Below are 13,370 nucleotides of genomic sequence, written 5' to 3'. Positions count from 1 at the left end.
CCCTATGAGCATTCGTCAGAGGGTTTCTCTTTTTATCGCTGGAATTTTGTTTGTTGGATTTACGATTTTAACCTCGTTTCAAATCTATAGAACGATCACCGACCTGAAATCGGAAATCCAAGAAAACGCAAATATTACCTCACAAAAATGGTCCTTCCAAATCCAGGAACATTTGAATGCGATGATGGGAGTCATTCGTGGGTATCGATTTGCACTCTTTTATGCATCTCCACCTCGTGATGCAATGGTGAGTAGCCTCCGCGAAATTTTAGAAAGAAATGATAATATCTTTGGAATATGGCTCTGTTATGAACCGAATGCCTATGAAGGACGAGATGCTGCTTTTGTTGGGAAACCAGGCCACGATAAATCGGGAAGGTTTGTTCCTTACCTGCACCACACACCTGATGGAAAAATTAATTTTGAGCCTTTAGCTGATTATGATAATCCGAATGGAGCAGGCGATTTTTACCTCCAAGTGAAAAAAACAAACAAAGCAAAGGTATTTGGTCCGTATGAATACATTGCTGGCGGTAAAAAAATCCAAATGATTTCTCTTGTTGTTCCGATTTATCCCAAAGGCAAATTTCTCGGAGCAGCGGGGATTGACTTAGATATCGGAACTCTGCAAGAAAAAATCGGAGACAACCGACCGTTTCGTGGGCAAGGGTACATTTCCTTTATTTCAGATAACGGAACTTATGTGATGTATGGCCAAGATAAGGACAAACTTGGAAAAAAAATCCAGAACCCAGAACACCTGAAAATATATTTAGAAAAGTTGAAATTAGGAGAAATGTTTACCATTCATCATGATGGATATACCGATTATTTCACTCCATTTCATATTGGAAAGGATCCACAATTTTGGGCCTTACAAGTGAGTATCCCCGATTCAATTCTTACCGAACAAGTCACAAAAGTTGTCATCAGTTCGATTACGATCTCACTTTTAATTCTTTTTGTGGTTTTATTCTTTTTGAATTTTGTATTTAAAAATCTCATCAGTACTCGTTTGACCCAAGCCATCACTTTTTCATCACAAATTGCGAGTGGAAATTTAGCAACAAGTCCTGAAGAAATCAACCAAGATGAAATTGGAAGTTTGTTAGACTCAATGAATCAAATGAGAAACAGTTTAGTGTCTATCATTGGTGATATCAAACATACTGTTGAAAAATTGGGAAACCAATCCCAACAAATGGCTTCCACTTCTCAAAATTTATCCGACATATCCCAAACGCAAGCAAGTGCTGCAGAAGAATCATCGGCTGCAGTGGAAGAATTATCGGCTTCCGCAGACAATGTTGGGAAATCAATGGAAGAAGCTGTTCTTAAAATGAAAGAAATTGACCAATCTGTTTTAACCCTTCGTGAAGAAGTGCAAAACATCAATAAAGAAATGGAATACCTTGCCAAGTTTGCATCGGAATCGAGAGAACACGCTGTTGTCGGTGAAACGGCGATGAACGATTCCACAAAAGCAATGGAAGACATTGGTGAAAAAGCGGAACGAATCAGCGAAGTATTAGACATCATCACAGAGATTTCTGAAAAAACCAATTTACTCGCCTTAAATGCGGCCATAGAAGCTGCCAGAGCAGGGGATGCTGGAAGAGGATTTGCAGTGGTGGCAGAAGAAATTGGAAAACTCGCCTTACAAACAGGAACTTCAGTAAAAGAAATTGGTGATCTGGTAATATCAACAAATTCAGCTGTCGAAAATGGAAACAGGAAAGTGACGGAAGCCGCACAAGTTTTAAACCTTTTGAACAATCGTGTGAAAGAATTTGAAACTTCAGCAAAACGAGTGTTAAACTCAGTCTTATTGCAAGAAAACAATGCAAAAGATATTGCTCAAAATTCGAATCTCCTCACGAATCTAAATCTTCAAATTGAAGAAGCAGTCTTTGAACAAAAGCGGGCCACAGAAGAAATTTCAAAAACAATCATTAGTATTTCGAATGGAACACAAGATGTCGCATCAGGGTCTGACCAACTTACAATTGTTTCCGCTGAAATTGCTTCGCAAGCCTCGTATCTATCGACTCAGGTAGAGAAATTCAAATTAAAATAAAAAAAGGCCCACATGAGTGGGCCTTAGATTCATACGAAAGAATTGATTTTTAAAATCTTATTTTGAAAAAAATCGTTTCTCTACTTCTTCAGGAAGTTTTTGACCTGTAAGTTTTGCTCTTTGGACTAATTCCCAGAAGTATCTGTAAGTGGCACGGTCATGAAGGTCACCGTCATGTTGGATTGGACCCCAATCTGCATCTTGAGCTTTGATTAAAATATCACAAGCAGTTTGAGTTTCTGCAAAGTTAGGTGCCATTGCATCCAAAATGGATTGGATTTGTGCTGGATAAATAGACCACATACGTAAGAAACCGAATTCATCATGTGCACGTTTTGCATCTTGGTAAGTTTGGTATGTGTTTTTTAGATCCAATGTTACGTTGTGTGCAGGGATCACGCCGTTCATCAATGCGGCAGCTACCATGTTTGATTTTGCCCGTCTGAGGAGTTCGTGATCAAACTGACCAGGGGACTTCATGCAAGAAGCAGGAATGGCGCCGTGGTGACCTGAGATAAAGTCCATGAGTCCGAAATCCAAAACTTGTAACCATGGGAGGCTTGCGATTTCAAACACATCATTCAATGCACCGTGTGTTTCTATCAAAACGTGAATTGGAATTTCTCTTTTGATTCCTGCTTTTTTGCAAGTTTCTTGGATGTAAGTGATTTGTTCTTTGACTTGGCTTGCTTTTGTTGGTTTTGGAATCGTGATGTAAGCAATTACATTCCCTGCACCTGGAACGATGATATCAATATCACCTCTCCAATGTTCGTTGGTATAATCATGAATCCGAACTCCACTCATTTTGTGTTTGTTGAGTTCTGAGTTTTGAATACGAACAATCATTTCTGCGTGTTCTTTTTCTTTCCCTGTTTGGGCACCGTCTTCACAGTCCATCGTAATATCAAAAAGACCACCAAGTTTGTTTTGTAACTCGAGAGCTTTTGTGATGAGTTTTTCAGATCCAGCGAAGTGTTCACAAGCAGGAATGATAGGGAAAGGTTTTTCTCCTGCAAAGAGAGCTGATTGCGGGTGAGTCAGTGCCATTTAGTATACCTTTTTCGGATTTTTTTACCAAGTTTTGTGAATTTTGCCTGTCGTCCAGGATTTAATGGCAAAAACCGAAGTGGATCGACTCCGAGAATCCCATCGTAAGCCATTTTACCTGGTCTTTCAAAATTCACTCGTTGTAAAATTCTATGGGCGAACCCTTGCAAACAAGGGCCGGGCCAGTCCGGGCTCCGCCTCCGGCTCCGGTCGAAAAATCGACTTCCCCTTCCTGTCCCTTTCGCAATCCTGGAACGTGATTTGGAACCAAACGAAATTTACACTCCACCTGGCGGTCCTCCCGCCTCAAATCCGAATATCAAACTTCTCTACCAGAAATGGGGTGAAGCGAACATTCGAAAATTGGTCTCTGATTTTTATGACCTGATCCAAGTCTCCGAAATTCGTTGGATGTTCCAAGGGGACTTTGAGTTAGCAAAGGAAAAACAAGCAGACTTTATGATACAGGTATTAGGTGGTCCCAATCGATACATTGAAAAATGGGGCCCAGCAAGAATGCGGATGCGTCACTTCGCATTTCCTATTTCAGAAAAAGAACGTTCGATTTGGTTCTTATGTTACGATGAAGCCCTGCAAGGTTTTGATTTTGATCATGATGATAAAATCGACTTTCTCTACTTTTTAGATGGGTTTAGCGGATGGATGGTCAATCGAAAGGAACCGCCATGGGAAAAATACCCTGAAGATTCAGAATCGAATCGCTGAAGTTTTGCCAGAACTGTAATTATGCTTAAGGTGTAAATTGACTGTGGCAGAAAATGAGTTAATGGCTCCTTCATTTTCTCTACGAGGAATTTTTTTGAGATTTCCCTGATGTTCGTCTATTGGTGATTTTCTAAAAGTTTTAAGATCACCGCTTTTTGTGCATCTAGGCGATTTTCAGCCTGAGTAAAAATGATCGAACGATCGCTTTCTACCATTTCTCTTGTGATCTCATAACCGGCGTGGATTGGCATATCATGCATGACTTTTGCTTTGGAATGTTTCATCAGATCGGCATTCACTTGGTAGGGCATCATCATTTGAATTCTTTCTTCTTTTTCTTTTTGGTATTTTGGGTCGTTAAAAAATTCCATATCAACCCAAGTATCAGTATAAACATAATCTGCATGCGAAACAGCTTTATGAACATCCATTTCCCAAGAGACAGTTCCTTTTTTCTGTGCTCTATCGATGGCTTCAGCCACAATGGATTCTTTTGCAGCAATGGGCGTTACTAAAATCAAATGGATACCTAGTGCTGCGGTGATTTCCACCAACGAGTTGGCCACATTATTGTGAACACCAATATAACATACTTGTTTCTTTTTCCAATCATTGGGAGAGTCCATAACTATTGTTAGTATGTCAGCTAATGACTGGCATGGATGGAACAAATTACAGCAACCATTGATGACGGGAACAGTAGATCCTGACTTCAATACAAGCAAATCTTCATGTTTTTTGAGACGAGCCATAATGATGGCAACGTTACTCGAAAGGTATTTTCCTTCAAAGTCAATGTCTGAAAGTAAAAAATTAGATGCCATCCAATCCAAAAATATGGCGTGTCCACCGAGCTCTGTCATTCCTGCTTCAAAGGAAACTCGTGTTCTTGTCGATGTTTTTTGAAATAACATTGCAAGAGATCTGCCAGACATATGCCCAGAAAAATACACTCGATTTTTCTTTACATAGACTGCAAAATCTAGGAGTTCTTGGATTTCTCCATCGGTCCAATCCTTCCAGGAGATTAAATGTTTCACTTGGGACATATCTTCTATACAAGTATCGGACTGTATTGTTACGAAATCGAGAGGAATCTCCCGCGATTCGAACTTGGAAAACCATTTTTTTTAAGCCGCAGATTCTGCCATTGACCTTGCGATGATAAAATTTGGTAGAATTAACTCTTCTGAAAATTTAATCCCGAATTGAATCCCATCTTCGGATTCTTTCATCCAAGCAATTTTTCCTCGAAAGGAAATACGGGATCGAGTCAAATCACTTTCAATGATTCCAGTGACAATGTCTCGTTCCTTCAAAGTGAGCTCATGTTGGATCCAACTGCTCACACCCAATTCGGAGATATTTCCAATCTTTGTCACAAGAAACTCTGGTTTTTCGTTGATTGAAAAAAGTTTTAATACCAAATCATCCCATTCCAAGGATGTAATTCGTTCCGTTCTTCTAGTATCTAACATACCATGCTCCATTACGATAGAATTTCAATGTTAACTTGCATATTTCGTGCCAACAAAAAAGACCTATGGATCAAATCTCTTACCACCAATCTAGCACCTGGCTGCCATGTAATTGCCGTAGTTTGCCTTTTCTATTGGCAATGGATTTTGCGAAAATAGGAGAAATGCCTTCTTTTTATGAATTCCCCCACTGCAAGGTGACTCTCCGTACCAATCCCTTTTCGAAAGTTGAAAATCAAATCTCACTTGCCCATGAAACTGGCTTTTGGCTAGATTACGGATAGAGGAAAGACATGCTCAAACAAAAATTTACACCTTATTTCATGACAATAGCGCTCTTTTCATTGGTCTTTTGTGGTCCCTCAGAAGAAACAAAAGATATCCAAGGAAAAGCAAAACAAATCATCGGTGCATTGCCCGAAACGATGCCAGGATCAGAGAATGATACTGAGAAACTGATTTCACTTGGTAAAAAACTATATTTTGAGAAGAAACTTTCTCTGAATGAAACGCAATCTTGCAATTCCTGTCATAATATTGAAGGCAAATCTGCGGGAGTAGACAACCTTCCGACTTCTCCTGGAGCATTTGGTAAAAATGGAGATAGGAATTCTCCCACTGTACTCAATGCGGGATTTCACTTTGTCCAATTTTGGGATGGAAGAGCAGCGGATCTGAAAGCTCAAGCCAAAGGTCCGATTCTGAATCCAGTCGAAATGGCGATGCCGTCTGAAAAAGAAGTCTTAAAAAGAATCAATGAGGATCCCGAGTATCCAAAACTTTTTGCTGAAGCATTTCCGAATGATCAAAATCCAATCACATACGATCATCTTGCAGGAGCTATTGCAGCATTTGAAAGGACACTCGTGACGCAGTCGCGCTTCGATGATTTTGTGAAAGGTGACTTTAAAGCAATTTCAAAGGCAGAACAAGAGGGTTTTAAGAGTTTTCTTGCTGCAGGATGTACATCTTGCCACTCTGGAAATTTACTTGGCGGGAATTCTTTCCGTAAATTAGGTCTTGTCAATGAATTTAAGACAGAAGATTTGGGGCTATTTAAAATCACTAAAAAACCAGAGGACAAATTTGTCTTCAAAGTGCCAAGCTTACGCAACATCACCTTGACGGGTCCATATTTCCATGATGGTAAAATTTCTACTGTTGAAGAAGCTGTTCAAAAAATGGCGTATCACCAATTGGGAATTAACCTTTCGGAGGAAGAAATCAAAAAAATAGTATTGTTTTTAGGGACCCTTGCTGATAAAAATCGCGTGAATTAATCAATTTGAAAGATGATTTCGGATCCCTGATACCAAGTCGAGGGATCTGAGCGTCCATTTCTCTAATGCCCGGTATCGAAGGGCGCCGGGTATCGGGGTTAAATACACTTTGAAATCTTTAGAACCAAGTGTCTTCAATATGGACACCATCTGACAAGCGATCATACGTAAAACTGGGTCAAATTCATTTTTTCCGAATTCCAATTGTAAGGCATCTGTGATCCGTTTCTCGTAATTTTCCCATAACAATAGGTAACGTTGTTCCAATGCTGGATCATCCATCCAAGGGTGAAACCCAGGCAACGATTCAATCAATTGGTCCGGATCAATTGACTGGATCAAGGTCCATATAAAGTTCTGAAACGCATCGAAAATGGATTGGTTTTGTTTTCTAGACAATATATGCAGAATGAGTTGGTCACAGAACTGAACTTCTTCGCGAAAGGCTAGTTCTTCCTTGGACCCAAAATAGTTAAATACCGTTTTGACCGAAACATTGGCTTCGTCCGCGATTTCAGGAACCGTCACTCGAGCATACCCTCTCTCTCGGAAGAGTTGTTTCGCTACTAAGAGGATTGTTTCTTCTGTTTTCTTTTTTTTTCGAATTCTCAGTGGTAATCGAGTCAGCATTGTTTCTTGTGAGGTGTCAATTTTCTCAGATGGTACCATTTTTTGACCCTCCGCGGAGATTTTTTATTTGTAGATTCATGAGTGGGTTTCATTGCCCTGATTGGATCCGGGCTGAAATCCAATGCAGAGGAAGATTTTAGCTAGGGATGAAAATTCCTCTGTGAAATATATATATTAACTGTAAATTTCTATCAACTAAAATTTTACATGAAGTGTAAATTTATAGTCACTACAATTATTTTTATACACTCAGGCGAACTTTCAGACCAATCAAACCAATTTCGTAGAATGGTCGGCTGTATTCTCAGATCTGAGGATATTGCGAAGGCTTTCCAATGGACCTAATTTCAGAAATCTGGAAGTGTGTTGATTTTTTGATGGTTGCTAGGCGATCCATTTGGAATTCAAGCCGAGCCTAAAAATTTGTATTCATAGTAAACAGTGGAAAATAATTAGAATATGTCCCATTCACACCGCGATGCATTATTCCAATGGATGAAAACTTACGTCTATCGTCATTCCGAGACACCGTTTCGGTTGGCAAGCGGTCTGGAATCCCAACATTATTTTAATTGTAAAGAGATCACGCTTCATCCTGAAAGATTATCCATCTTAGCAGAATGTTTCATAGAGGAAATCATTCCGAAATTAAACATTGAATTCCAAGCAGTAGGTGGTTTGACACTTGGTGCAGACCCAATCGCCTATGCAATTTCACTTGGATATCAAAAGAGAGGGAAGAATGTTTTTCCACTCGTTGTGAGAAAAGAATCCAAAGGGCATGGAACAGGCCAACAAATTGAAGGATTCTGGAAGGATATCAAAACTTGCCTTGTGGTTGATGATGTCATCACCACTGGAGGTTCTACTCTAAAAGCCGTAAAAGTTTTAAGAGAAGTTGGGATAAATGTTACCAAAGGGATATGCATCTTAGATAGAGAAGAGGGTGGAAGTGAAAATTTGCAGACAGAGAATGTAACGATGACATCTATATTTGCCAAAAGTGAGTTTTTCTAATGAGTGAAAAAAAAATATTTTTATACAATGTTGGTATATTTCGGAAAAAACTACTAATTAGAACCTGGGCAGTCATCGTATTATTCGTTTTATTTGTGATTTATAATAGTCTGCAAATCCCGAAAGAAGGAAGAGCGCAATTTTTCACGATATTCATACCCCTTCTCGCTCTATTTTTTTGGTTTTTACGCCGAAATTTTTTAAAACAAATTGAGATCCTTTCTAGCGGAAAAATTGAATTGGATGGGAGTTCACTTAAACAATTTGATTCAAGTGGGAATTGCGCTTCGATTAAAATCAAAGATCTTGAACAAATGACTCTAGATAAGTTCAGAGGATATGATCGAATTGTATTGGAAACAAAGGAAAAAATTCATCCTATTGTCAATATTGATAATCAAGAAGCACTAGTAGTTGCAATAGAGAAGATAGCTGGAATCAAAAGAAAGGTTGATTTAACGGACGATAGGTTGTGGAACTTAAAAACTCCAATGTATTTTATCCCGAGCATTCTGATTTTGTGCGCAGTCTATATTCCTTTGATAAAAGAAAAACTTCCTTACCTCTCACCTGATTTTTTTGGTTTGTTTTTTAATGTTAATTTGATTATATATTTACTGTATTCTCCTGAAAAAGAAAACCATATCGATAACAAATACTCTCTAAAGCGAAGATTGATATTTATAAGTTTAGTTGTATTTTTCTTTCAAGTATATTCGCAACTTGAGAAAGTAGGTTGGTTTAAGGATTAATGCAATTTCTTCACACGTTTTTTATTTTGTTCCCAGTCCTTGTCGAATCATATTTAATTTTGCTTGGGCATAACGCCTAAGCTCAATCATTTCATTTGCGTATCTTTTGAGGAGATTGTCTTGTTCCATTCTACTCTCCATCAATTGAATGGTATCTCTTACATATTTAATGTCTTTTTCTTCTTTTAGTTTGCCAGTTTGAATTAATCTTTTCACAATATCAAATTCATATTTACGAAAATGTACTCTTAGCAAAAATTCGGTTGAAAAATTTTCTTTTGCTCGAACCCAATTGGAATCAATTTTTTCTTTGGGAGTTTGCTCTTTTAACTGGTCGACTGCTCGTTTAGTTGGATCATTTTCACGTAAATTTGTACTATTTGCTAACTCTTCTGCCAACAATACTTCATCTTTAAAGATTTCCTGAAGTTTGTTTCTTCTCCATTGGTCCGTATATTCATAACTCTGGGCAGTTAACATTCGTTGAAATTCTTCTAACATCACTGATAAATTTATCGCACGACCGAGAGGAGTATTATTGAATTCTTTGATTTTAGGAAATAATTCTCGAGTAATTTGAAATGCAGACTTTCGTTTGTAATTACTAGCTTCATAAAGTTTCTCTAACGTTTCTTCAGAATGCTTCTTTAACTCATTCAATATAAAGGGTTCTGCAAAGACGTAAGCATCCTCCCCATACACAAATAAGTTTGGATCCGGAGAAACGATCGAGACAAGAAAAATGAAGTGGGCATCGCGTAGTGCTGTTAAAAGTTTTCTAATATCTTCTTCTGAACGAGCAAGTTGAGACGACCAAATTCTTAGATGAGTATCAGAAGTTGGGATTTTATCGCGGGATTCTAGATTCTCTTTTCGAATCATGTCTGCGAGATCCAAACAAACTTTGATGCTTCCTGCCATGTTCTAAAAATATGGAATGGTATCTTTTTGGTAAAGAATTATTCGTAGTTTAGTTCTTTAGAAATTTTCATTCGAGATACAAAATAAAATGGAATGATTGTAATGAATGCTGAGAATATAGGGATTATAATCGGGAGTTTTGCTACAAAGTGAACAGGGAATGTAAAGGCCAAGTCCCACCCAAATGCGTTTCTATTAATCCCATAGACTACAATGGGAGATAAAATTAAACTATTTACAATTCCGGAAGTAATTCCAGTTGTTACGAGAAATAAAATTTGGTAAAAAAGTAAAAAGTATAACTGCGAGAGACTCATTCCTATTGCTTTTAATCCAGCAAGAATTCTAGACTTTTCCTTTACATAGTAAAAAATCGAAGTAATAAGTGATAATACTGATATCGCGATGGCCGTGATTTTAAGAGTATCTAAAACGGAAAAAACTTGATCCATACCTTGTAAATAAAGTTCTCCTAGTTTAATCTGATCTAAGTGAATTAGGCCATATTCTTTGGAAATGTTGTGAATCAGATGATATCCATCATGGTAATTTTTATCTTTTTTTAAAGTCAGTCGGATTGAATTCAGAAATTCAATAGTATATAACTGCTTAAATAGCTGAAAATCCATTAGAATTGTCCCTCTTTCAGAAAAAAAATGTTCTTTTTCTTCTTGGATTTCCAAAGTAACTGGACCTTTTTTTTCAGTTGTAAGTGTGATTGAATCACCCTTACAAATCTTTTCGAGAAAACATAAATTTTTGGAAACGAGAATCCTATTCTTATCTAATGATTCCGGAAAATTTAATACATGTAATGTGAAAAATTTTCCATTTAAAGTGAGTTTAGGATTAATATAAAATGGTTCTACATCTAAAAAAATGGTTTTCGATTTTAAAGTTTCGAATAAATCAATAGGAACTCCGGGTTCACCAGAATTTAATTTTTCTTCATTGATCAATGAAAAGTCTGATTTGTTTTCATCTGCGATCCAATGTTTTAACGATGTTTGGTAACTTGAGGTTAAGGTGGATAGAGTAAATACAAGCGAAGTTGATAACATAATTGTAGAAACAATCAGTCCGTTTTTCCATGATTCCATTCCAACTTCTTTTATGCCCATATAGAAGCTTGGGGATAAATTTATATTTTTAGTTAATTTTTCAATTCCATTTATAATATAAGGTATTAAGATATAATTTAACGTTACAAAACCAAAAATTACAAAACCTACTCCAGCTAATCCAGGCAAAATTTGTTTTTCGATTTTAATATTCCCAATGAAAAATCCTAATAAAATTAGGAACAGTGAAATTACTAAGATTGCATGTTTTGATAAAATAAACGGGAAATTTGTTGTAAGCTGATCCCTATCGCGCAATAACTCAATTGGGAGTATATTGTATGCCTTTATCGCATTAAATAGTGCACTTACGATTGAACCGAAAATTGACAGACTAATTCCATATAAAATGATTTCAATAGGGTAGTCATTGTAGGATTCAATTTGCATTGTATCTGTTAAAGTACTTACAGTTTTTACTAAGTTTTGGTTCGAAATCGTAACTCCTAAATAGACGCCGATTGAACCACCTATGAATCCCATGAACACGGAAAGTATAAGGAAGAGGAAAAAGTTGTTGAGTTTTGTCCCTCCTATGGAAAGTAAAATTCCGAATTCAATTTTTCTCGAAATAAATAATCCAGTATAGATATTTGAGACCATAAAAAAGGAAATTAAAACAGAAACCAACGAAATAATAGTTAAATTAATTTTGAGTGATCCAAGCGCAATTCCTGCTCTTTCTTTGATCTCTTCATTGGATTCGTAATACCAATTTTCTAAGGTCATTGTTTTTGGAAGGTCATACAAAATAGTTGAATGATTTTGGGATTGAATCAGATTAATGGATGTGAAATTATCCTTAAGGTTACAAATATTCTGTAACCTTTCGATATCCATCAAAACAAATAACCCATCTTTTGAAATCTCAAGAATATCGCTTCGATTAATACTGATTTGTTTGTTGCAGAGATGAAACAATAATGGAAACCCATTTGTATTTAGCTTCGAAAGTAATGCTTTGCTAAAAATATATTTTGGGAATTGGTCGTTATTTTTAATTTGAAGATTGAAATTGAATTGGGTAATTAGATCTTTTCCAATCGTTGGGATACTAAAGATCTGGTTTTCTTCATTTTTGAAGTATCCTTTTGTTTGTAATTCCGGCTCTACTATTACCGTGTTTGGTAACGAGTCATTAATTTTTTTTAAAATTGTCTTTTCCGGTTTGTTTGGAGTTAAGTTCGAGGTGAAAACGTAGCGACCGATAAAATTTCTTGAATTAAATCCTATCGTTTGATCAATTAAACTTTTTTCAGCTTTCCATCCGTTGATTTGGGTGCTTACAAATAATGCAATTCCAAGGCTGACACTCAATAGATTTAAAAAAACTTTACCTAAATGGCTTTTAAAATAACTAAAAATGAAATGAAAATAAAGATGAATCATTTGATTGATATTTTTCCATCTAGCATGTGATAGTTTATATCACCTGATTTTCCAATTTCTTCGTTATGGGTGACTAACAATACTGTTATACCTAAATCTGAGACACACTTTTTAAATAAATCTAATACTGCATCTGAAGATTTGGAATCCAAGTTTCCCGTAGGTTCATCGCCAAACACTATTTTTGGTTCGTGGACTAAAGCTCGTGCAATCGAAACTCTTTGTTTTTCACCTCCAGACAATTCCTTTGGTGTAAAATTCAATCGATGGCCAAGACCTACCAAATCTAAAATTTCAGAGGATTTTTTTTCAGCATATTTTTTGCTTTTTCCTGAAAGAAGGAGTGGGAGCGATGCATTCTCCTTCGCAGTTAAGTATGGGAAAAGGTGGAAAAACTGAAATACGATTCCAATTTGTTCTCTTCGGTATCGAGTCTTTTCTAATTCTGAAGCGCCCATCAATTCATTACCGTAAATTTTTACACTTCCTTCGTCAGCTATTTCAATCGCAGATAAAATATTGAGTAAGGTTGATTTTCCACTACCAGATGGGCCCATAAGAGTGACCAATTTCTGACTTGGAATTTGAAAATGAATGCCGTGTAAGATAGGAATTGTCAAATTTCCTTGTCTATAGGTCTTTTTAAGGTTTTTTACATCGACTGCAAATTTAGGCTGATTTTCTTTTTTTTTCTCTTCCACGAAAAATAACTTCCCTTTTATAGGACAGGTGAAAGGCTCATTTTGTAGGGAAACAAATTGCTAATACGGGTTCTTTTTATTCTGATTTTTAGTTTTTTGTGCCTGGGAAAATCGCAAGTCTCCCTGAATGTTTCAGAATTCTCTGAAGCGAGTGAATTCTTGCAGTTAGAGAAAAATTCAGAGGATTCTTTTGATGAAAATGATTCAATCCTTACATTTTTCATAATC

The 13,370-nt window shown here is 36.7% G+C and carries 12 protein-coding genes; 5 read left to right on the top strand and 7 right to left on the bottom strand.

Annotated elements, in window-relative coordinates:
• Window positions 1-4 precede the first annotated feature (4 nt).
• Window positions 5-2,077 (top strand): methyl-accepting chemotaxis protein, encoded by a 2,073-nt coding sequence (locus LEPBI_RS12025; RefSeq protein ID WP_012389386.1) that lies wholly within the window; start codon window positions 5-7, stop codon window positions 2,075-2,077.
• Window positions 2,078-2,134: 57 nt separating this feature from the next.
• Here LEPBI_RS12025 and LEPBI_RS12020 read toward each other — a convergent pair whose 3' ends face one another.
• The gene (locus tag LEPBI_RS12020; RefSeq protein ID WP_012389385.1) at window positions 2,135-3,127 is read right to left on the bottom strand and encodes an HpcH/HpaI aldolase/citrate lyase family protein; all 993 of its coding nucleotides are present in this window, start codon (window positions 3,125-3,127) and stop codon (window positions 2,135-2,137) included.
• Between the two features lie 261 nt (window positions 3,128-3,388).
• Here LEPBI_RS12020 and LEPBI_RS12015 point away from each other — a divergent pair, with 261 nt between their 5' ends.
• Window positions 3,389-3,853, top strand: a complete 465-nt coding sequence (locus LEPBI_RS12015) for a globin domain-containing protein (protein WP_012389383.1) — start codon at window positions 3,389-3,391, stop codon at window positions 3,851-3,853.
• 116 nt (window positions 3,854-3,969) lie between these two features.
• Here LEPBI_RS12015 and LEPBI_RS12010 read toward each other — a convergent pair whose 3' ends face one another.
• Together LEPBI_RS12010 and LEPBI_RS12005 are read right to left on the bottom strand one after the other, a co-directional pair.
• On the bottom strand, window positions 3,970-4,902 hold the full coding sequence (locus LEPBI_RS12010) for an ornithine carbamoyltransferase (RefSeq protein ID WP_012389382.1): 933 nt from the start codon (window positions 4,900-4,902) through the stop codon (window positions 3,970-3,972).
• Between the two features lie 81 nt (window positions 4,903-4,983).
• Entirely contained in the window at window positions 4,984-5,331 is a 348-nt protein-coding gene (locus tag LEPBI_RS12005) for an LEPBI_I2431 family sigma-54 regulated protein (protein WP_041769874.1), read from the bottom strand.
• Window positions 5,332-5,624: 293 nt separating this feature from the next.
• Here LEPBI_RS12005 and LEPBI_RS12000 point away from each other — a divergent pair, with 293 nt between their 5' ends.
• On the top strand, window positions 5,625-6,611 hold the full coding sequence (locus LEPBI_RS12000; RefSeq protein ID WP_012389380.1) for a cytochrome-c peroxidase: 987 nt from the start codon (window positions 5,625-5,627) through the stop codon (window positions 6,609-6,611).
• On the opposite strand, the gene LEPBI_RS11995 is transcribed toward LEPBI_RS12000, so the two are convergent.
• Window positions 6,612-7,280 carry a TetR/AcrR family transcriptional regulator gene (locus tag LEPBI_RS11995; protein WP_012389379.1) on the bottom strand — a complete coding sequence of 223 codons (669 nt, stop codon included), beginning with the start codon at window positions 7,278-7,280 and terminating at the stop codon, window positions 6,612-6,614. It abuts the gene before it with no gap.
• Window positions 7,281-7,700: 420 nt separating this feature from the next.
• On the opposite strand from LEPBI_RS11995, the gene pyrE reads away from it, so the two are divergent.
• On the top strand, window positions 7,701-8,258 hold the full coding sequence (gene pyrE, locus LEPBI_RS11990; protein WP_012389378.1) for an orotate phosphoribosyltransferase: 558 nt from the start codon (window positions 7,701-7,703) through the stop codon (window positions 8,256-8,258).
• Window positions 8,258-9,010 (top strand): hypothetical protein, encoded by a 753-nt coding sequence (locus tag LEPBI_RS11985; RefSeq protein WP_012389377.1) that lies wholly within the window; start codon window positions 8,258-8,260, stop codon window positions 9,008-9,010. The genes pyrE and LEPBI_RS11985 overlap by 1 nt, the downstream gene beginning before the upstream one ends.
• A gap of 21 nt (window positions 9,011-9,031) precedes the next feature.
• Here the strand turns inward: LEPBI_RS11985 and LEPBI_RS11980 are convergent, their stop codons facing one another.
• The 3 genes from LEPBI_RS11980 to LEPBI_RS11970 form a co-directional block, all read right to left on the bottom strand.
• Entirely contained in the window at window positions 9,032-9,931 is a 900-nt protein-coding gene (locus LEPBI_RS11980; protein WP_012389376.1) for a hypothetical protein, read from the bottom strand.
• Window positions 9,932-9,969: 38 nt separating this feature from the next.
• The gene (locus tag LEPBI_RS11975; protein ID WP_226992766.1) at window positions 9,970-11,781 is read right to left on the bottom strand and encodes an ABC transporter permease; all 1,812 of its coding nucleotides are present in this window, start codon (window positions 11,779-11,781) and stop codon (window positions 9,970-9,972) included.
• Between the two features lie 656 nt (window positions 11,782-12,437).
• Window positions 12,438-13,142 carry an ABC transporter ATP-binding protein gene (locus tag LEPBI_RS11970; protein WP_012389374.1) on the bottom strand — a complete coding sequence of 235 codons (705 nt, stop codon included), beginning with the start codon at window positions 13,140-13,142 and terminating at the stop codon, window positions 12,438-12,440.
• Window positions 13,143-13,370: the final 228 nt, after the last annotated feature.

The organism is Leptospira biflexa serovar Patoc strain 'Patoc 1 (Paris)', from assembly GCF_000017685.1.
In the GTDB taxonomy this organism is placed as follows: Bacteria; Spirochaetota; Leptospiria; order Leptospirales; family Leptospiraceae; genus Leptospira_A; species Leptospira_A biflexa.
The sequence above is the reverse complement of the archived record's forward strand: the minus strand, read 5'-3'. Positions and strand labels throughout refer to the sequence as shown.

What these genes read in the sequence shown, in the direction of transcription:
- LEPBI_RS12025 (WP_012389386.1), top strand. Translation starts at nt 5, where the DNA reads ATGAGCATTCGTCAGAGGGTTTCTCTTTTTATCGCTGGAATTTTGTTT.
- LEPBI_RS12020 (WP_012389385.1), bottom strand. Translation starts at nt 3,127, where the DNA reads ATGGCACTGACTCACCCGCAATCAGCTCTCTTTGCAGGAGAAAAACCT.
- LEPBI_RS12010 (WP_012389382.1), bottom strand. Translation starts at nt 4,902, where the DNA reads ATGTCCCAAGTGAAACATTTAATCTCCTGGAAGGATTGGACCGATGGA.
- LEPBI_RS12005 (WP_041769874.1), bottom strand. Translation starts at nt 5,331, where the DNA reads ATGTTAGATACTAGAAGAACGGAACGAATTACATCCTTGGAATGGGAT.
- LEPBI_RS12000 (WP_012389380.1), top strand. Translation starts at nt 5,625, where the DNA reads ATGCTCAAACAAAAATTTACACCTTATTTCATGACAATAGCGCTCTTT.
- LEPBI_RS11995 (WP_012389379.1), bottom strand. Translation starts at nt 7,280, where the DNA reads ATGGTACCATCTGAGAAAATTGACACCTCACAAGAAACAATGCTGACT.
- pyrE (WP_012389378.1), top strand. Translation starts at nt 7,701, where the DNA reads ATGTCCCATTCACACCGCGATGCATTATTCCAATGGATGAAAACTTAC.
- LEPBI_RS11985 (WP_012389377.1), top strand. Translation starts at nt 8,258, where the DNA reads ATGAGTGAAAAAAAAATATTTTTATACAATGTTGGTATATTTCGGAAA.
- LEPBI_RS11980 (WP_012389376.1), bottom strand. Translation starts at nt 9,931, where the DNA reads ATGGCAGGAAGCATCAAAGTTTGTTTGGATCTCGCAGACATGATTCGA.
- LEPBI_RS11975 (WP_226992766.1), bottom strand. Translation starts at nt 11,781, where the DNA reads ATGACCTTAGAAAATTGGTATTACGAATCCAATGAAGAGATCAAAGAA.